This is a genomic window from Mesorhizobium sp. MC2-1-1 (genome assembly GCF_057597255.1).
In genome coordinates, this window is sequence record NZ_CP195205.1 from 1,312,159 (window position 1) to 1,330,130 (window position 17,972).

21 protein-coding genes are annotated in these 17,972 nt (G+C 63.7%); 13 read left to right on the plus strand and 8 right to left on the minus strand.

The window, feature by feature from the left end; translation table 11 throughout:
• Nucleotides 1-24: 24 nt before the first annotated feature.
• Nucleotides 25-1,059 carry an L-threonine 3-dehydrogenase gene (gene tdh, locus ACR64R_RS06635; protein WP_487360885.1) on the plus strand — a complete coding sequence of 345 codons (1,035 nt, stop codon included), beginning with the start codon at nucleotides 25-27 and terminating at the stop codon, nucleotides 1,057-1,059.
• On the plus strand, nucleotides 1,053-1,481 hold the full coding sequence (locus ACR64R_RS06640; RefSeq protein WP_487360886.1) for a hypothetical protein: 429 nt from the start codon (nucleotides 1,053-1,055) through the stop codon (nucleotides 1,479-1,481). Before tdh ends, ACR64R_RS06640 begins: the two co-directional genes overlap by 7 nt.
• On the opposite strand, the gene ACR64R_RS06645 is transcribed toward ACR64R_RS06640, so the two are convergent.
• Nucleotides 1,478-1,954: a MarR family winged helix-turn-helix transcriptional regulator gene (locus tag ACR64R_RS06645; RefSeq protein WP_487360887.1), complete on the minus strand. Its 477-nt coding sequence runs from the start codon at nucleotides 1,952-1,954 to the stop codon at nucleotides 1,478-1,480. The genes ACR64R_RS06640 and ACR64R_RS06645 overlap by 4 nt on opposite strands.
• A 129-nt stretch (nucleotides 1,955-2,083) precedes the next feature.
• Here ACR64R_RS06645 and hmgA point away from each other — a divergent pair, with 129 nt between their 5' ends.
• From hmgA to ACR64R_RS06675, 6 genes are read left to right on the plus strand one after another with little or no spacing between them, the layout of a single operon-like run.
• Nucleotides 2,084-3,397, plus strand: a complete 1,314-nt coding sequence (gene hmgA, locus ACR64R_RS06650) for a homogentisate 1,2-dioxygenase (protein ID WP_487360888.1) — start codon at nucleotides 2,084-2,086, stop codon at nucleotides 3,395-3,397.
• Nucleotides 3,394-4,293, plus strand: a complete 900-nt coding sequence (locus ACR64R_RS06655) for an MBL fold metallo-hydrolase (RefSeq protein WP_487360889.1) — start codon at nucleotides 3,394-3,396, stop codon at nucleotides 4,291-4,293. The genes hmgA and ACR64R_RS06655 overlap by 4 nt, the downstream gene beginning before the upstream one ends.
• Nucleotides 4,290-5,303 carry a fumarylacetoacetate hydrolase family protein gene (locus ACR64R_RS06660; RefSeq protein WP_487360890.1) on the plus strand — a complete coding sequence of 338 codons (1,014 nt, stop codon included), beginning with the start codon at nucleotides 4,290-4,292 and terminating at the stop codon, nucleotides 5,301-5,303. Before ACR64R_RS06655 ends, ACR64R_RS06660 begins: the two co-directional genes overlap by 4 nt.
• A 3-nt stretch (nucleotides 5,304-5,306) precedes the next feature.
• The gene (locus ACR64R_RS06665) at nucleotides 5,307-5,849 is read left to right on the plus strand and encodes a hypothetical protein (RefSeq protein ID WP_487360891.1); all 543 of its coding nucleotides are present in this window, start codon (nucleotides 5,307-5,309) and stop codon (nucleotides 5,847-5,849) included.
• A 23-nt stretch (nucleotides 5,850-5,872) separates the two neighbouring features.
• Nucleotides 5,873-6,112, plus strand: a complete 240-nt coding sequence (locus ACR64R_RS06670; RefSeq protein WP_487360892.1) for a hypothetical protein — start codon at nucleotides 5,873-5,875, stop codon at nucleotides 6,110-6,112.
• Nucleotides 6,109-6,645, plus strand: a complete 537-nt coding sequence (locus ACR64R_RS06675; RefSeq protein ID WP_487360893.1) for a DinB family protein — start codon at nucleotides 6,109-6,111, stop codon at nucleotides 6,643-6,645. Before ACR64R_RS06670 ends, ACR64R_RS06675 begins: the two co-directional genes overlap by 4 nt.
• 21 nt (nucleotides 6,646-6,666) lie before the next feature.
• On the opposite strand, the gene hppD is transcribed toward ACR64R_RS06675, so the two are convergent.
• On the minus strand, nucleotides 6,667-7,782 hold the full coding sequence (gene hppD / locus ACR64R_RS06680) for a 4-hydroxyphenylpyruvate dioxygenase (protein ID WP_487360894.1): 1,116 nt from the start codon (nucleotides 7,780-7,782) through the stop codon (nucleotides 6,667-6,669).
• Between the two features lie 138 nt (nucleotides 7,783-7,920).
• Here hppD and ACR64R_RS06685 point away from each other — a divergent pair, with 138 nt between their 5' ends.
• The gene (locus tag ACR64R_RS06685) at nucleotides 7,921-8,388 is read left to right on the plus strand and encodes an Lrp/AsnC family transcriptional regulator (RefSeq protein ID WP_487360895.1); all 468 of its coding nucleotides are present in this window, start codon (nucleotides 7,921-7,923) and stop codon (nucleotides 8,386-8,388) included.
• Here ACR64R_RS06685 and ACR64R_RS06690 read toward each other — a convergent pair.
• The 4 genes from ACR64R_RS06690 to aztA form a co-directional block, all read right to left on the minus strand.
• On the minus strand, nucleotides 8,385-8,723 hold the full coding sequence (locus ACR64R_RS06690; RefSeq protein ID WP_487360896.1) for a protein tyrosine phosphatase family protein: 339 nt from the start codon (nucleotides 8,721-8,723) through the stop codon (nucleotides 8,385-8,387). The genes ACR64R_RS06685 and ACR64R_RS06690 overlap by 4 nt on opposite strands.
• 147 nt (nucleotides 8,724-8,870) lie before the next feature.
• Complete coding sequence (gene aztC, locus ACR64R_RS06695) at nucleotides 8,871-9,812, minus strand: zinc ABC transporter substrate-binding protein AztC (protein WP_487360897.1); 942 nt, start codon at nucleotides 9,810-9,812, stop codon at nucleotides 8,871-8,873.
• A gap of 28 nt (nucleotides 9,813-9,840) precedes the next feature.
• A complete protein-coding gene (aztB, locus tag ACR64R_RS06700; protein WP_487360898.1) occupies nucleotides 9,841-10,716 on the minus strand; it encodes a zinc ABC transporter permease AztB in 876 nt (291 codons plus the stop codon).
• Nucleotides 10,716-11,552 carry a zinc ABC transporter ATP-binding protein AztA gene (gene aztA / locus ACR64R_RS06705; RefSeq protein WP_487360899.1) on the minus strand — a complete coding sequence of 279 codons (837 nt, stop codon included), beginning with the start codon at nucleotides 11,550-11,552 and terminating at the stop codon, nucleotides 10,716-10,718. Before aztA ends, aztB begins: the two co-directional genes overlap by 1 nt.
• Before the next feature lie 221 nt (nucleotides 11,553-11,773).
• On the opposite strand from aztA, the gene ACR64R_RS06710 reads away from it, so the two are divergent.
• Nucleotides 11,774-12,118, plus strand: coding sequence for a RidA family protein (locus ACR64R_RS06710; RefSeq protein WP_487360900.1), 345 nt, complete (start codon nucleotides 11,774-11,776; stop codon nucleotides 12,116-12,118).
• Nucleotides 12,119-12,164: 46 nt separating this feature from the next.
• Here the strand turns inward: ACR64R_RS06710 and hutC are convergent, their stop codons facing one another.
• Nucleotides 12,165-12,911 (minus strand): histidine utilization transcriptional repressor HutC, encoded by a 747-nt coding sequence (gene hutC / locus ACR64R_RS06715; RefSeq protein ID WP_487360901.1) that lies wholly within the window; start codon nucleotides 12,909-12,911, stop codon nucleotides 12,165-12,167.
• 14 nt (nucleotides 12,912-12,925) lie between these two features.
• Nucleotides 12,926-14,281 carry a formimidoylglutamate deiminase gene (locus ACR64R_RS06720; protein WP_487360902.1) on the minus strand — a complete coding sequence of 452 codons (1,356 nt, stop codon included), beginning with the start codon at nucleotides 14,279-14,281 and terminating at the stop codon, nucleotides 12,926-12,928.
• A 97-nt stretch (nucleotides 14,282-14,378) separates the two neighbouring features.
• Between ACR64R_RS06720 and hutI the strand changes: the two genes are divergently transcribed.
• From hutI to hutG, 3 genes are read left to right on the plus strand one after another with little or no spacing between them, the layout of a single operon-like run.
• Nucleotides 14,379-15,608: an imidazolonepropionase gene (hutI, locus tag ACR64R_RS06725; protein ID WP_487360903.1), complete on the plus strand. Its 1,230-nt coding sequence runs from the start codon at nucleotides 14,379-14,381 to the stop codon at nucleotides 15,606-15,608.
• Entirely contained in the window at nucleotides 15,605-17,146 is a 1,542-nt protein-coding gene (gene hutH, locus ACR64R_RS06730) for a histidine ammonia-lyase (RefSeq protein ID WP_487360904.1), read from the plus strand. Before hutI ends, hutH begins: the two co-directional genes overlap by 4 nt.
• Nucleotides 17,143-17,964, plus strand: a complete 822-nt coding sequence (hutG, locus tag ACR64R_RS06735; protein ID WP_487360905.1) for an N-formylglutamate deformylase — start codon at nucleotides 17,143-17,145, stop codon at nucleotides 17,962-17,964. Before hutH ends, hutG begins: the two co-directional genes overlap by 4 nt.
• The last annotated feature ends 8 nt before the right edge of the window (nucleotides 17,965-17,972 follow it).

Sequence of the window (17,972 nt, forward strand, 5' to 3'; positions counted from 1 at the left end):
TCAAGCGATTCAAGGAAGAAGAGAATGTCCAACATGATGAAGGCGCTGGTGAAGGCCAAGGCCGAGCCGGGCATCTGGATGGAAGAGGTGCCGGTGCCGGAAATCGGCCCCAACGACGTGCTGATCAAGGTCAGGAAGACCGCGATTTGTGGCACCGACGTCCACATTTACAACTGGGACCAGTGGGCGCAAAAGACGGTGCCGGTACCGATGGTGACCGGCCATGAATTCGTCGGCACGGTCGCCGACTACGGCGCGGCCGTTACCGAGTACAAGGTCGGCCAGCGCGTCTCGGGCGAAGGCCATATCGTCTGCGGCCATTGCCGCAACTGTCGCGCCGGGCGAGGGCATCTGTGCCGCAACACGCTGGGCGTAGGCGTCAACCGCCCCGGCGCCTTCGGCGAATACATGGCGATCCCGCAGCACAATGTGGTGCCGATCCCCGACGACGTGCCGGACGAGATCGCGGCGATCTTCGATCCGCTGGGCAATGCCGTTCACACCGCATTGTCCTTCGATCTGGTCGGCGAGGACGTGCTGGTCACCGGTGCCGGACCGATCGGCATAATGGGCGCCCTGGTCGCGCAATGCGTCGGCGCGCGCAAGGTCGTCATCACCGACATCAACCCGGTGCGCCTCGAACTGGCGAAGAAGCTCGGCGTCCAGCACGTCGTCGACGCCTCGAAGCAGAAGCTGCGCGATGTGATGCCCTCGATCGGCATGAACGAGGGTTTCGATGTCGGCCTGGAGATGTCGGGCGCGGCACCCGCTTTCCGCGACATGATCGACACCATGAACAATGGCGGCAAGATCGCCATCCTCGGCATCGCGCCGACCGGCTTCGAGATCGACTGGAACAAGGTCATCTTCAAGATGCTGCACCTGAAGGGCATTTACGGCCGCGAGATGTTCGAGACCTGGTACAAGATGATCGCGCTTGTGCAAGGGCCGCTGGATGTTTCGGGGCTGATCACCCACCGCATCGGCATCGACGATTTCCAGGCCGGGTTCGACGCGATGCGCAGCGGCAGTTCGGGCAAGGTGGTGATGGATTGGTAGAACCGTTATCTTTCAGACACCTGAACCCGGACTGGAATGCCGAGCCCAATGCTCCCGACGTGGAGCTGACCGTCGAGGGTAAAACGGTTCAGCTCACCTTTTTGTTGAACTCTTGGGCCTATGACGCCAGCGAGGGAGAGATGGGAACCCTTCGTTTCGTCGGTTGTAGTCGCTTGCGATGGGACTCCTCAGACGATCATGCCTGGTTTGGGGGTAAAGGCCTCCATAGCAAGCAGGCTCCAAAATGGGGCGAGTTCTACGAGGTGATCGGCGATGACCGGCCAGTCAGCGATGAGGATTGGGAAGTTCTCGCGCCTGATGGACCTAAGTCGCGGCAGTTTCTGTTCTGTTTTAGAGACGATACGATCGAAGTTGTTGCCGAACGCTGGTCGCTCGCTCGAAAAATGCCAACGGCTGGTTAGCCCCTATCGTCGCTGCTGCCAGCGCCGGCACAAGCTCCTCTCAACTTTGCCTCCAGCGCTGCCAACGCAATGCTGATCGCGTTGCGGTCGTCATTGTTCATCTTCGCCAGCAGGTCCCTCTCAAACGCCTTCGCCAGTGGCACCATCTCGTGATAGGCCGCAAGCCCCGCCTTGGTCAGCGCAAGGTGCTCCACCCGTCGGTCCTTCTCATCCGGTGTGCGCACCAGCCAGCGTCTGCGTTCCAGCTCGGCTACCGCGCGCGACACTTTTGTCTTGTGCATGGCCGATTGCTCGCCAAGCTCCGTCGCTGTCATCGTGCCGCGCTGGCCGAGGCCCGACAGCGTGCGCCATTCCGGCCGCGTCAGGCCGTGGCGCTTCTTGTAGATGCCCGAGAACTCGCGGCTGACGGTGTCGGCCAGCCGGTAGAGGCGATAGGGCAGGAAGCTCTCCAGCTCGAGGACGTCGGGTTCCATTTAGCGCTCCCGGTCTGCAGCGCGGACGTTGATAGTTACATTTTCGATGGTTACAGATGAAACCAGTTTGGTCAACATCGTCGGCCGGCGTGGTTGATAAGCTTGCCAGCCGGGGTCAGGGAGGATCGGATGAGCTTTTCCTACATGCCGGGGTTCGGCAATGATTTCGAGACCGAGACGCTGCCCGGCTCGCTGCCGCAGGGCCGCAACTCGCCGCAGCGACCGGCCTACGGGCTCTACGCCGAGCAGCTGTCGGGCTCGCCCTTCACCGCGCCGCGCGGCACCAACGAGCGCTCCTGGCTCTATCGCATTCGTCCGAGCGTAAAGCACACCGGCCGCTTCAAGGCCGCGAGCTATCCCTTGTGGAAGACCGGGCCCAACATCGGTGATCATGAACTGGCGCTCGGCCAATACAGATGGAACCCGACGCCAATACCCAGCGAGCCGACGGATTTCATTTCCGGCATGCGCACCTTCACCACCGCCGGCGATGCGATCGGCCAATCCGGCATGGCCGCGCATGTCTATGTCGCCAACCGCTCGATGGTGGACGACCATTTCTTCAACGCCGACGGCGAATTGCTGGTCGTGCCGCAGGTCGGCGCGCTCCGCTTCGTCACCGAGATGGGCGTGATCGAGCTGCGGGCCGGCGAGATCGCCGTCCTGCCGCGAGGCCTCGTCTTCAAGGTCGAGCTGGCCGACAAGGAGGCGCGCGGCTATGTCTGCGAAAACTACGGCGCCAAGTTCACCATGCCGGACCGTGGCCCGATCGGCGCCAACTGCCTGGCCAATCCGCGCGACTTCAAGACGCCCTGCGCCTGGTTCGAGGAGAAGGAGACGCCTTGCCGGCTGATCGTCAAATGGTGCGGCGCCTTCCATGTCACCGAGCTCGGCCATTCTCCCCTGGATGTCGTCGCCTGGCACGGTAACTACGCGCCTTATAAATATGATCTGGCGACGTTTTCGCCGGTCGGCGCCATCTTGTTCGACCACCCGGATCCGTCGATCTTCACCGTGCTGACGGCGCCGAGCGGCGAGGAAGGCACCGCCAATGTCGACTTCGTCATCTTCCCGCCGCGCTGGCTGGTGGCGGAAAACACCTTCCGCCCGCCCTGGTATCATCGCAACATCATGAGCGAGTTCATGGGCCTCATCCACGGCCAGTACGATGCCAAGGAGGAAGGTTTTGTGCCCGGGGGCATCAGTCTGCACAACCAGATGCTGGCGCATGGGCCCGATGCTTCCGGCTTCGAAAAGGCGACGCGCGCCGACCTCAAGCCGGTCAAGCTCGACAACACCATGGCCTTCATGTTCGAGACGCGGTTTCCCCAGATGCTGACCCGCTACGCCGCCGAACTCGGCACCTTGCAGGAGAGCTATATCGACTGCTGGGCCGACCTGAAGAAGCGTTTCAACGGCACGCCGGAGGGCGACTGGTCTTGAGCGCGCACAGAGCGGACCGACTTGTCCTGCTCGGTTCCAAGGGCGGCCCCGCGTTGCGGCCAGGCGGTCCTTGGCCGAGTTCGTCATTGCTGGAACTCGGTGGGCGCATCATTGTTGTCGACTGCGGGCTTGGCGTGACGCGCGGGCTGGTCGATGCAGGCATGAGCCTGAAGGCGCTCGACCTGATCTTCATCACGCACCTCCATTCCGATCATGTGCTGGAACTTGGTCCGCTGATCCACACCGCCTGGACGGCTGGGCTGGCGACGCCGGTGACCGTCTATGGACCGCCTGGAACCGGCCACTATTGGCACCATTTCTGCCAGGCGATGCAATTCGACATCGAAATCCGCGTCGTCGACGAGGGCCGGCCGGACATCAGGAGTATGGTTTCAGTCCAGGAGTTTGGCGAAGGCCTCGTTCTGGAGGAGGGCGGCCTGAGTGTGGCGGCGCTGCGCGTAGACCATCCGCCGGTGACCGAATGCTTAGCGCTGCGCTTCGAGCATGGTGGCGCAAGCGTGGTGTTTTCCGCCGATACGGCCTTCTTTCCGCCGCTTGCCGGTTTCGCGAGAGGCGCCGACATTCTCGTCCACGAGGCGATGCTGGAGGAAGGCGTGGAGCGGCTGGTCGCCAGGACCGGCAACGGCGCGCGGCTGCGCGAGCATCTCCTCGCCAGCCACAGCCTTGCCGGGGAGGCGGGCCGCATCGCCAGTGACGCCGGCGTGCGGCGGCTGGTGCTCAACCATCTCATTCCGGCCGATGATCCGGCGATCGGCGAGGCCGACTGGGTCGCCGCTGTCAGGAAAACTTGGTCCGGCGACTTGACGATTGCCCGCGACGGCCTTGTTGTACAGCTAGACGGCGCCAAAGCCGCGCGAGGAGAGGAAACCGCATGAAGCTTGCCACATTGAAGAACGGGACGCGCGACGGGAAGCTGGTCGTGGTCTCGCGCGATCTGACGCGCTTCACCGATGCCTCCTTCCTTGTGCCGACGCTGCAGGCCGCGCTCGACGACTGGCGCCGCATTGCCCCGCATCTCGCGACGTTGGCGGAATCGCTCGAGACCAACGCGGTGCCGTCGGAGCGCTTTCATGAACACAACGCGCATTCGCCGCTGCCGCGAGCCTATCAGTGGGCGGACGGCTCGGCCTATGTGAACCATGTCGAACTGGTGCGGAAGGCGCGCGGCGCCGAGATGCAGGCAAGCTTCTGGACCGATCCGTTGATCTACCAGGGCGGGTCGGACAGTTTTGTTTCCCCGCGCGATCCCATCCGCATGGCCGACGAAGCCTTCGGCATCGACATGGAGGCGGAAGTCGCCGTCATCGTCGACGACGTGCGGATGGGCGCGAGCCTCGAAGTGGCGAGGGAGGCGATCCGCCTCGTCATGCTGGTCAACGACCTTACGCTACGCGCCATCACCGGGCCCGAGCTGGCGAAAGGCTTCGGCTTCTTCCAGTCGAAGCCGTCTTCAGCTTTCTCGCCTGTCGCGGTCACACCGGATGAACTGGGCGACGCCTGGGATGGCGGCAAGGTCAGCCTGCCGCTGCTTGCCGACCTCAATGGCAAGCCCTTCGGCCGCGCCAATGCCGGCGTCGACATGACCTTCGATTTTCCGGCGCTGATCGCGCATGCCGCGAAGACCCGGCCGCTAGCCGCCGGAACCATCATCGGCTCGGGCACCGTTTCCAACAAGTTGAACGGCGGACCGGGCAAGCCGGTCTCGGCAGGCGGCGCCGGCTATTCCTGCATCGCCGAACTGCGCATGATCGAGACCATCGAGACCGGCGAGCCGAAGACGCCCTTCCTGCGTTTCGGCGACACGGTGCGCATCGAGATGAAGGACAAGGCCGGACACTCGATCTTCGGCGCCATCGAGCAGAAGGTCGAGAGATACGAGGGGTGAAGGTTGTCGGAACCGGAAGATGAGTCGGCAGCCACATATCTGGCCACCACGGCCTTCCTCAATATTGTCGGCGTCGTGTTCGTGCCGTGCGGCTTGTTTTTCTCACATGCCTCCAGTCTCGCACGACAGGAGGCGTTCTTAGCCTTCACGGCTGTTTCGATCGGCTGTTTCTTCGTCCTCGCGCGCACGTTTATCACGGAACGGCGATATCGTTTTGCCGTGTTCACCGGCGCCAGCTTCGTATCGATGCTGATCGTCAGCTGGTTGTGGATGTGGCCGGACTTGCCCAGAATTTGGGTTGGCCAGCCGCTCTTCCAATTGGTCGAGGCCGTCTGGAATTTCGACATGCAGTCTCACAACAGAAGACTGAACAGGTTGATCGGCGATCTCTTCATGATCGGCGCACTGATCGCATATGTGCTGCTGTTTTTTCCGATCATGCTCGCATGGGCAGCGAGCCGGCTGTGGACCCAAAACGCAAGCGCGTTCAACGCGCAGGTGAAAGCGGTCGGCGACAACCTAGGCAAACTCCGCACACGAAGATGAGGGATGGGAGGAGAGGGAGGGCAATGCCGGACGAGGCGCTGTATGGACTGTTCGGGTTTTGGGCGCTCGAGGCGCGCTCGCCCGCTTTGGCCAACCGCAGCGATATGCCGCGCAAAGCAATGCTGTTCCACACCATTGCCAGTATCAACGTTGCTCTGGGTGCGGAGACGCAGATGTTGCATTGCCTCAAGATCGTGCTGCTGCTCGCCGGCTTCGTCCTCACGGCGGCGGGTATCGACGTTACCGGCAGCATGGCGCGATGACCCTTCTCGAACATCTGCGCCGCATGGCGCGCAACAATCTCTGGTCGAACGATCGTCTCTACCGCGCCGTGCTTGCGCTCAAGCCTGGTGAGTTTGAGGCGGAGCGCACCAGCTTCTTCCCGTCGATCAGGGAAACGCTGAACCACGTCCTTGCGGTCGATCGTCTTTATATGGATTTCCTGACGGATGGTGGCCTGGGCGCAGCGGCCTATGACGACTATGTGCCGTTCGACAATGCGACGGACCTTGCGGCGGCGCAGGTGGATTTCGACCGCAAGCTGGTCGCCTTTTGCGACAGCCTATCGGAGGCCGATCTCGATCGCCGCGTCATCACCGACCGGCGGGAGGACGGCATGATCCCCGAAAAGATCGGCGACATCCTCACCCATGTCTTCCTGCACGACATCCATCACCGCGGCCAGGTGCATGCGATGCTTTCCGGCACATCGACAGCGCCGCCGCAATTGGATGAGTTCCTGCTCGAGTGCGACATCAAGCTTAGAAAGGACGAAGTCGAGCGGCTCAAGCTGTAGGCCGCTCGACGCTTTCCAGGCTCAGGCCGCCTTGCCGTCCAGCTTGATCACGCCGCGCTTGATCTGGTCCTGCTCGATCGACTCGAACAGGGCGCGGAAATTGCCCTCGCCAAAACCTTCGTCGCCCTTGCGCTGGATGAACTCGAAGAAGATCGGACCGATCACGGTCTTGGAAAAGATCTGCAGCAGGATCTTGGTCATGCCGCCGTCGACGACGCCTTCGCCGTCGATCAGGATGCCGTGCTTCTTCATGCGCTCGATCGGCTCGTCATGGCCGTGCACGCGCTCATGCGACATCTCGTAATACGTATCGGGCGGACCGGGCATGAACTTCAGCCCGTTGGCGGCAAGCTTGTCGGTGGCGTCATAGATCGCGTCGGTGCCGACGGCGATGTGCTGGATGCCTTCGCCATTGTACTTCTTGAGGTACTCGGCGATCTGGCTGGTCTCGTCCTTGGACTCGTTCAGCGGAATGCGGATCTTGCCGCAGGGCGAGGTGATGGCGCGGCTGACCAGGCCGGTGATCTTTCCATCGATGTCGAAGAAATGGATCTGCTTGAAGCCGAACAAGTCGCGGTAGAAATCCCACCATTTGTCCATGTTGCCGCGATAGACATTGTGGGTCAGGTGATCGAGGAAATAAAAGCCGACGCCTTCGGGCTTCGGATCGCGCTCGCCCAGCCACTCGAACTCCGCATCATAGGCTGAGCCTTTCTCGCCATAGGCTTCGATGAAATAGATCAGCGAGCCGCCAATGCCGACGATGGCCGGCACGTCGAGTGCTTTGCCGGTGCCTTCATAGGGCGTGGCGCCTTTCGATACGGCATGGTCGAAAGCGTGCCTGGCATCCACGACGCGCCACGCCATCGAGGCGGCGCAGGGGCCGTGCTTTTCGACGAACTGCATCGCATGCGAGCCGGGTTCGGCATTCACGACATAATTGATGTCGCCCTGCCGCCACACGGCGATGTTCTTGGTGCGGTGTTTTGCAACCGCGACATAACCCATGCGGGTGAACAACTCGGCGAGCTTTGCCGGCTCCGTATGCGCGAATTCGACGAATTCGAAACCGTCAGTGCCGGCGGGGTTTTGCTTGCTGATCCTGGCGGGCGGGGCGTCATGCGGGAAGGGGCCCATGGCTATCCTCCGAAAGCTGTTGCGGCCGGGCTTGGCCATCTTTCACCATGATAGCGGGGGAGCACCGCAAGGTGCTTGCATTCAAGTGCCTGAAATGCGCATCATGTGCGAAAATCGTGCATAGATGGAGAAAAATTCATGGATGATGCGCGAATAGATCAGTTTGACCGCAAGATAATGGCGCTTTTGCAGGACGATGCGCGTTATACCAATAACGACCTTTCGGAGCGAGTGAACCTCTCGCCCTCGCAATGCTCCCGCCGACGGCAGCGCCTGGAGGACGATGGCTATATCAAGGGTTACCGCGCCGTGCTCGACCGCGATCGTCTCGGCTTTTCGCTGGTCAACGTCATCTCGGTGACCCTGGCCACCCACAACCGCGACAACGCACGCCGCTTTGGCGAGTTGGTCGCCCGCCTGCCCGAAGTGCAGGAGGCGCACGCGCTGACCGGCGAGATGGACTACATCCTGAAGGTGGTGACGCCCGACCTCAAGTCGCTGTCGGAGTTCGTCAACGGCGTGTTGTTGCCGCACGAATCCGTGCAGCATGTGAAGACGGCGATCGTGCTGGAGACGCTGAAGGAAACCGGCGCGCTGCCGATCTAACCCCGCTGTTGCTGGATCAACCCATACAGGTTGGTGCTGCGTGCGCCGGAGCGGCAATAGGCGAAAACGGGGCCTTCGAGCTCGTCCAGCGCCTGGGCCTGGTCCTCGACATTGTCCATGGTAAGCTGGCCGCTGACCACCGGAATGTAGCGGAAGCCGAGGCCGGCTGCTTCCGCGGCGCCCTTGATGCTGGCGGAAGAGGGCTGGCCCGGCTGCTCATCATCCGGCCGGTTGCAGATCACGCTCTTGAAGCCTGCATCCTTGATGGCCGCGATATCCCCGGGCTGGATCTGGCCGGAGACCGAATAGCTGTCGCTGATCTGGCGGTATTCCATGATGTCGTCCTCGCGATCTCTTTTGGGCAGTCTTGCCACTCCGGGAGAGGGGCGGCAATCCGCATTGAAGGAATTCCCTGCCAAATAGCGACGACCGATCGAAAATTCCAACCGGGCCGATCCCGGCCCGGTTGGGTTCTGAACCGTTCAGCTTCCCAGGATCGCGCCTTTGATCTGAGTGATGTTGTTGTGCATCATGTCGATATAGGTCGACGCCGGGCCGTCCGACCCCGACAGGGCGTCCGAATAGAGCGTGCCGCCCACCTTGATGCCCGTTTCGCCGGCGATCTGCTCGATCAGCCGGGGATTGGTGATGTTCTCGACGAAGATCGCCGCTGCCTTGTCCTGCTTCACCTGTTCGACCAGCTTGGCGACGTCGGCGGCCGACGGCTCGGAATCGGTCGAGATGCCTTGGGGCGCCAGGAAGGTCAGCCCGTACGCATGTTCGAAATAACCGAAGGCGTCATGCGAGGTGATGACGACGCGCTTGGCCTCGGGGATAGACTGGATCGCCGCTTTCACTTCGCCTTCCAGTGCGTCGAGCTTGGTGCTGTAGGCGGCTGCATTAGCCTTGTAACTGTCGCAGCCTTCGCTATCGGCCGCGCAGAACGCGTCGGCGATGTTCTTCACATAGATCTTGGCGTTGGCGATCGACTGGAACGCGTGCGGATCGGTGACGGTCTTGCCGCCGCTGGTGCTCGCGCCTTCGGCCGCATCCGCATCGGCGAATTCCGGCTTGAAGTCGATCGGCGTCACGCCCTCGGTCAGCGTCACGATCGCGGCCTTGGTGGCGCTGGCGTCGACCAGGCGCTGCAGGAAACCTTCGAAATGCAGGCCGTTGACCAGCACCACATCGGCTTTCGCCATTGCGACAGCGTCGGCCGGGCTCGGTTCATAGACATGCGCATCGCCATCCGGCCCGACGATGGTGGTGATGTTAACCCGGTCGCCGCCGACATTTTTCGCGAAATCGGCGATCACGGTGAAGCTCGCCACCACCTTGAGCGGCGCCGCGAAGGCCGAGGACGCTGCAAGAGCGCTTAATGTTATAACGCTCAGGCTCAGGACGGCGCGGAAGGATTTCAGCATTGGTCGGTCTCCTTGCTTGGGGATTGGGTCAGGCGGTCCGGTGACGGTGATGCACGATGCGACCACGCAGCACACCGCGCGTGCCGAACAGGATCGAGCAGAAATAGACGACGCCGGCCGAAAGGATGATCGCCGGGCCGGAGGGCAGCGAGGCGTGGTAGGACAGAAGCAGCCCGGCGATGCAGGAGGCAAAGCCGATCAGCACCGCCAGCACGCACATCGGCTCCACGCGCGCCGTCCAGAAGCGGGCTGCCGCCGCGGGCAGCATCATCAATCCGACCGACAGCAGCGTGCCCAGCGCCTGGAAGCCGCCGACGAGGTTGAGCACGACCAGCCCAAGGAAGATGAAATGCACCGGGCTGCCCATGCGGCTGACCGAACGCAGGAAAAGCGGGTCGAGGCATTCGGCGACCAATGCCCGCCAGAAGACGGCGAGGCAGGCGAGCGTCACCACCACGATGCCGCCGATCAGGATCAGCGCCTCATTGTTGAGCGCCAGCACCGTGCCGAACAGCACATGCATGAGGTCGACGCTGGAGCCGCGGATCGACACCATCAGCACGCCGACGGCAAGCGAGATGAGATAGAAGGCCGCCATGGAGGCGTCCTCGCGCTGGATGGTGAAGCGCGAGACGGCGCCGGCGCCAAGCGCGACGATGATGCCGGCGATCAGTCCACCGACGGTCATCGGCAGGATTTCCAGGCCATAGAGCAGGAAGCCGGCGGCGGCGCCCGGCAGGATGGCATGCGCCATGGCATCTCCCGACAGGCTCATGCGCCGCAGCATCAGGAAGACGCCGACAGGACAGGCGCCGAGCGACAGCATCAGCGAGCCGAACAGCGCCCGCTGCATGAAGGCGAAGTCGGCGAAGGGCGCGATCAACAGGCCGTAGAGGAGATCCATCACGCCGCCCTCGGTCCTGAACCGTGCTGGTGATCATGGTGGTGATCATGGGCATGCGTGTGATCATGATGGTCGTGGTCATGCCCATGGTCATGAGCGTGACCATCCGGCTCGCACCAAGGAGCGTTCTCTTCCCACGCTTCATGGAAGCGCCGCGCCTTGAGCAGGTTTTCCGGCCGGAGCGTCTCCTTTGTGTCGCCCCAGGCAACGGTCTGGCGGGCGAGCAGCAGCGTTTCCGGGAAATTCTGCCGCACGAGATCGAGGTCGTGCACCACGACCATGATCGTGCGTTCCTCGCCGTGCCAGCGCTTGATCAGGGCAATCAGGTCGCCGACCGTCTTGGCGTCGACTGCGTTGAAGGGCTCGTCGAGCAGGATGATGTCGGCGTCCTGCAAAAGCACGCGGGCAAACAGCGTGCGCTGCAACTGGCCGCCGGACAGCGTGTCGATCGGGCGCTTCTCGAAGCCGCCCAGCCCGACCGCCATCAGCGCCTTGCTGACCGACTCGCGGTCGTCCCTTGTATATCGCCCCAGCATGCCGCGCTTCGGCCACAGCCCGAGCGAGACGAGGTCGACGACGCGCGCCGGGAAGCTGCGGTCTAGCTCCGACTGCTGCGGCAGATAGGCGACACTTGCGCCCGGCATGCGCACCACGGCGCCTTCCATCGGTTTCAAGACGCCCACGATGCCCTTCATCAGCGTCGACTTGCCCGAACCGTTGGCGCCGACCACGGCCGTCAGCGAGCCTTTGCGGACCACCCCGTTGAGGTGATGAATTGCCGGGTGACTGTTGTAGCCCAGCGTCAGGTCGCGGAAGGTCAGGCAGGCATTGGTCATCAGGGGGCGGTCCGCGAAATCGGGTGCTTGGTCGATATGTGATGTTATTACATTAGTCAACACGCCGCCGGGGCGGAATTTTGTCACGACTGGTCAACTCGCTGTGTATGCGGGTGAGGGGTGATCGGCGGATTGGCTCAATTGGTTTCGCCTTCGGCGGCCTTGCTCCAAGCCGGCTCGGACTCTAAAGAGGCGCCACCCACAACAGGAAGGAACGCCCAATGAGCATTCGTCGCATCGATGTCGGCCCGCGCATGAGCCAGATCGTGATCCACGGCAACACGGTCTATCTGGCCGGCCAGGTTGGCCAGCCCGGCGGCAACGTCGCCTCGCAGACGCGCGACATCCTGAAGACCATCGACGAATTGCTGGCCAAGGCCGGCACCGACAAGACCAAGATCGTGCAGACGATCATCTGGCTGGCCGACATGAGCACCTTCGCCGAGATGAATTCGGAATGGGACAAATGGGTGCCGCAGGGCCACACCCCGGCCCGCGCCACCGGCGAAGCCAAGCTTGCCGGCCCGGAATATCTGGTCGAGATCATTGTGACGGCGGCGCTCTAGTGCGCCGACTGCCCCTTCTTCCCTTGTGGCAGAAGGGGCATTGGCGCTAGCCCTGTGACGGCGTGAACCTTGCCACCAGCGTGTGGCTCTCGGCCGGATAGATGAAGCGCACATGCGTAACCGGGTGCTCGGCGCTCCAGGTGCGCCGCTCGACCACCAGGCAGGGCGCGCCCGGATCGATGTCGAGCGCGTCGGCGACCGTGTCGTCCGCCGCCATGGCGCGGATGCGGTGCTCGGCCTCGCTCCATGGCACGCGGCCGATCAGCCAGGGGCCGGGCGCGATATCGAGGAATTCCTCCTCGGCTGCTCCGGCCACGGCAGAAAGGTTGATCAGCCGCTGCTCTAGCGCGAATGGCCGTTCGCCGGCAAAATGCAGCCCTTCCAGCGCAAGCACCGGACCCGGCGCGGAAAGCCCGAGCAGCGCGCGGTCCTCGGCGCTGCTGCGCCGCTTCACGCGCTCCAGCCGCTCGTAGCGATAGGTCAGGCCGAGCGCCTCGACCTCGATCCTGATGTCGTGCAGTTCAAGCACTGCCGCCTGCGACTGCGGCTGGCGCACGAAACTGCCGGAGCGGCGCCGCCGCTCGATCAATCCGGCCTTGGCGAGCTGCGACAGCGCCTTGTTCACGGTCATGCGCGAGCAATTGTAGTGAGCCGTCAGCTCGTGCTCGAACGGGATGCGATGTCCAGGCGCCCAAGCGCCTGAAAGGATCTTTTCGCGGATGTCCGACAGGATGCGCTGATGCAGCGAGATGATTTCGCTGCCCTCGATGTCATCTGTCTCGACGAGGCTCATTGGACGGTCCTGCCTCAGCTCTGCGACAATGCGGTCATGACTTTGCGGAACCGCTCGGCGATCGCCTCGCGCTTGGCGTGCCTGCCACCGCTCACCTGCTTCTTGCCGTGCACCCAGACGCAGTCGACCTTGCTGCCATTGGCAAAAATCCAGGCGTCGAGGATGGCGTCGCCCGTCTTGCCGGCAAGCGACGGGTGGCCGGCGTCGAGCGAGACGAGATCGGCCGGACCGCCCGCGGCGATACGGGATGGCCCGGCGCCGAGCGCCTGGCTGCCGCCGTCGAGCGAAGCGTCGAACAGCGCGCGCCCCGTGGAGCCGCCGGACCGGGCCAGGACATTGCGGGCCCGGTAGGCGAGGCGCTGCGAATATTCGAGCTGACGAAGCTCGTCCGGCAGGCCGATCAGCACATTGGAATCGGAGCCGACGCCGAAGCGGCCGCCATGCTCGACGAACAGGGGCACGTCGAAAATGCCGTCGCCGAGATTAGCCTCGGTGATTGGGCAGAGCCCGGCGATCGCGCCGCTTTTGGCCATGGCGATCGCCTCGCTCTCGGTCATATGCGTGGCGTGGATCAGGCACCAGCGATTGTCGATCTTGGCGTTGGCGAGCAGGAATTCGACCGGACGCTTGCCTGACCAGGCCACGCAGTCCTCCACTTCCTTTACCTGTTCCGCGACATGGATATGGATCGGCCCGTTCGGCGCCATGGCCGCGACGGCATTGAGCTCGTCCGGCGTTGTGGCGCGCAGACTGTGCGGCGCGACGCCGACGACGGCCTGCTCCAGCGGACGAACAGCCTCGCGGCTCTTCTCAAGCAGGCGTCCGAAACGCTGGACATCATTGATGAATCGCCGCTGGCCTTCGTTGGGGGCAGCGCCGCCAAAGGCGGAATGGGCATAGAAGACCGGCAGCAGCGTCAGTCCGATCCCGGTGTCGGCCGCCCCCGCAGCGATCCGCTCCGCCATCTCGGCGATATTGGCGTAGGGCTGTCCGTCGCGGTCGTGGTGGAGATAGTGGAATTCGCCGACGCGAGAGAAGCCGGCTTCCAGCATCTCGACATAGAGCTGTGCCGCGACCGCTTCTGCCTGGCCCGGCGTCATCGACAGCGCGAAGCGGTACATCACCTCGCGCCAGCTCCAGAAACTGTCGGCTGAAGGGCCGCGCAATTCGGCCAGCCCGGCCATGCCGCGCTGGAAGGCGTGGCTGTGCAAATTGGGCATGCCGGGCACGACGATGGCATGGCGCTCGTCTCCGGCCTGCAGGGAAGCATCGGCCTCGACGGTGGAGATGCGGACGCCGTCGAAGGCGATCCTCACATTGCCCTGCCAGCCGCCTGGCAGCAACGCCTGTTCCGCAAAGATCGCCGTCACTTCTCTCTCCAAATCTGTATGCGCCGGCGACGTTACCACTTGCGCCGCCTTTCAATATGTATATACATAATTGCCATTCTTTCAAATGGAAAAGACAATGGGTGGAGCAAGCGGGAAGAGCAGTCTTCGGGTCTGGCGCAATGCGCGCCTGGCGACGATGGCCGATGGCGCGGCTGGCCTCGGCATCGTCGAGAACGGCGCGGTCGCCGTGCGGGATGGACTCATCCTTTATGCTGGGCTGGAGGCCGATATGCCGGCCCTGGCCGGGAAGGGCGCCGAGATCGTCGATTGCCAAGGGCGCTGGATCACGCCCGGCCTGATCGACTGCCATACGCATCTTGTTTATGCCGGCAATCGCGCCAACGAGTTCGAGATGCGGCTGGCCGGTGCCACCTATGAAGAAGTTGCGCGCGCCGGGGGTGGTATCGTCTCCTCGGTCAAGTCGTTGCGCACTGCCAGCGAGAACGAACTTGTCGCCCAGACGCTGCCGCGCCTCGATGCGCTGATCGCCGAAGGCGTCACCACCGTCGAGGTCAAGTCGGGCTACGGCCTCGACGCGGACAATGAGAAGAAGTCGCTGCGCGCCGCTCGCCGTCTGGCCAATGAGCGTCGGGTCACGGTCCGCACGACTTGCCTTGCCGCGCATGCGCTGCCGCCCGAAGCCAAGGGCGACAAGGACGCATTCATCGATCTCGTCGCTGGCACGATCCTGCCGCAAGTCGCTGCTGAAAAACTCGCCGACGCCGTCGATGGCTTTTGCGAGGGCATCGCGTTTTCGCCGGAACAGATGACGCGGGTCTTCGATAGCGCCAAGGCGCTTGGCCTGCCGGTAAAACTGCATGCCGACCAGCTTTCCAACCTGCATGGCGCGGCGCTTGCCGCGCGCTACGGCGCCTTGTCGGCCGACCATCTCGAATATACGGACGAGGAGGGCGCCGCGGCGATGGCGAAGGCCGGTACCGTGGCGGGCATCCTGCCCGGCGCCTATTACTTCATCCGCGAGACCAAGAAGCCGCCGGTCGATCTCTTCCGCCGCCACGGCGTCAAGATGGCGCTCGCCACCGACTCCAATCCTGGCACCTCGCCGCTCACCTCGCTGCTGCTCACCATGAACATGGCCGCCACGCTTTTCGGCCTCACCGTCGACGAATGCCTTGCGGGCGTCACCCGCGAGGCCGCGCGTGCGCTGGGGCTGCTCGCCCAGACCGGCACGCTGGAAGCCGGCAAATCGGCCGACCTCGCTGTCTGGGACATCGAGCGCCCAGCCGAACTCGTCTACCGCATGGGCTTCAACCCGCTCCATGCCCGTATCTGGAGAGGACAATGACCGAACTGATCCTGAAGCCCGGCGACGCGACGCTCGCCGACTGGCGCACCATCTATCGCGGCGCCATGCCGAAGCTCGATGACGCCTGCCGTCCGAAGATCAAGGCCAGCGCCGAAGCGGTCGCACGGATCGTCGCCAAGGGCGAGCCGGTCTATGGCATCAACACCGGATTCGGCAAGCTCGCCAGCGTCCGCATCCCGGCTGACGATCTGGAAACGCTGCAGCGCAATATCGTGCTTTCGCACGCCGCCGGCGTCGGCGAGCCGATGCCCGTCGCGGTGGTGCGGCTGATGATGGCGCTGAAGCTCGCCAGCCTCGCCCAGGGCGCTTCCGGCGTGCGCGCCGAGACCATCGAATTGCTGGAGGCGATGCTCGCCAACGACGTCATCCCCGTTGTGCCGGCGCAAGGCTCCGTCGGCGCCTCGGGCGACCTCGCGCCGCTCTCGCATATGACGGCGGTCATGATCGGCGTCGGCGAATGCTTTACCCCGCACGGCCGTTTCCCGGCCAAGGTCGCCTTCGTGTCGCATGGGCTGGAGCCGGTGACGCTCGGCGCCAAGGAAGGCCTGGCGCTGCTCAACGGCACGCAGTTCTCCACCGCCTTCGCACTGGCCGGCCTGTTCGAGGCCGAGACGCTCTACCAGTCGGCGCTGGTCGCCGGAGCCCTGTCGACCGACGCCGCGAAGGGCTCCGACGCGCCCTTCGACCCGCGCATCCATCTGCTGAGAAAGCATCGCGGCCAGATCGAAACGGCGGATGCGCTCCGCAATCTCATGGCCGGCAGCGCCATCCGTGAATCGCACCGCGTCGGCGATGAGCGGGTGCAGGATCCGTATTGCCTGCGCTGCCAGCCGCAGGTGATGGGCGCCGCGCTAGATGTGCTGCGCAAGGCGGCCGACACGCTTGCGACCGAGGCCAACGGCGTCACCGACAATCCGCTGATCTTCGCCGAGGACGACACCGCGCTTTCGGGCGGCAATTTCCACGCGGAGCCGGTTGCCTTTGCAGCCGACATGATCGCGCTTGCCGTCTGCGAGATCGGCTCGCTGTCGGAGCGGCGCATCGCCATGCTGGTCGATCCGGCACTGTCGGGCATGCCGGCCTTCCTCACGCCGAAGCCCGGCCTGAATTCGGGCTTCATGATCCCGCAGGTGACGGCCGCGGCGCTGGTTTCGGAGAACAAGCAGAAGGCCTATCCGGCAAGCGTCGATTCCATTCCGACCTCGGCCAACCAGGAAGACCATGTCTCGATGGCCGCGCACGGCGCGCGGCGCCTGCTCGGCATGATCGAAAATGCGACCGCGGTCATAGGCATCGAGTTGCTGGCCGCCGCTCAAGGCTGCGATTTCCAGGCTCCCCTTGCGTCCAGCCAAGCGCTGGAAGCGGTGCGCAGGCTGGTTCGCGCCGAGGTGCCGTACCTGGACAATGACCGGCATTTCCATCCCGACATGGAAAAGGCGATCGCCATGGTCCGCAGCCGCGCCGTGGTGAAGGCAGCTGGCGCCGTGGCGTTGCCGTCAATCGCGGGAGCGGCATGATGACCACGCCTTCCTGGCTCACCGTCACCCAGGGCACCGCGCCGCTCCTGGTCTCGATCCCGCATACCGGTATCGACCTTGCCGGCCTCGACAACCGGCTGGTGTCGACCTGGCTCGGCCAGCGCGACTGCGACTGGTGGATCGACAGGCTGTATGATTTCGCCGAGGACCTTGGCGCATCCGTCGTGCACACCGCCATCTCGCGCACGGTCATCGACGTCAACCGCGACCCGTCCGGCGTCTCGCTCTATCCCGGCCAGGCGACGACGACGCTTTGCCCGACGGAAACTTTCGACGGCGATCCGCTCTACAATATGGGCGACGAACCGACCCCGTCCGAGATCGACCGGCGCCGAGAGACTTATTTCATGCCGTATCATGCCGCCCTTCAGGCCGAGATCGACCGGCTGCGCGGCATGCACGAGAACGTCGTACTCTATGATTGCCATTCGATCCGCTCGGTGCTGCCGCGTCTTTTCGAAGGCACGCTGCCGGTCTTCAACCTCGGCACCAATGACGGCAGGAGTACCGATCCGTCCTTGCAGGAGAAGGTGGCCGGCATCCTCGCCGAGACCGGCGAGACCTGGGTTGTCAACGGCCGTTTCAAGGGCGGCTGGATCACGCGCAGCTTCGGCCAGCCGCAAAACGGCGTCCATGCGTTGCAGATGGAACTTTCCAACCGCGGCTATATGCGTGAGCCGGACGAGAAGGGCGCGCCGGAAAACTGGCCGACGCCCTACGATCCAACCTACGCCGCTCCGATCCGCGCGACGCTGAAAACCATCCTCGAAACCGCCATTGAATGGGCTGGGCGCTGACGCGCCGC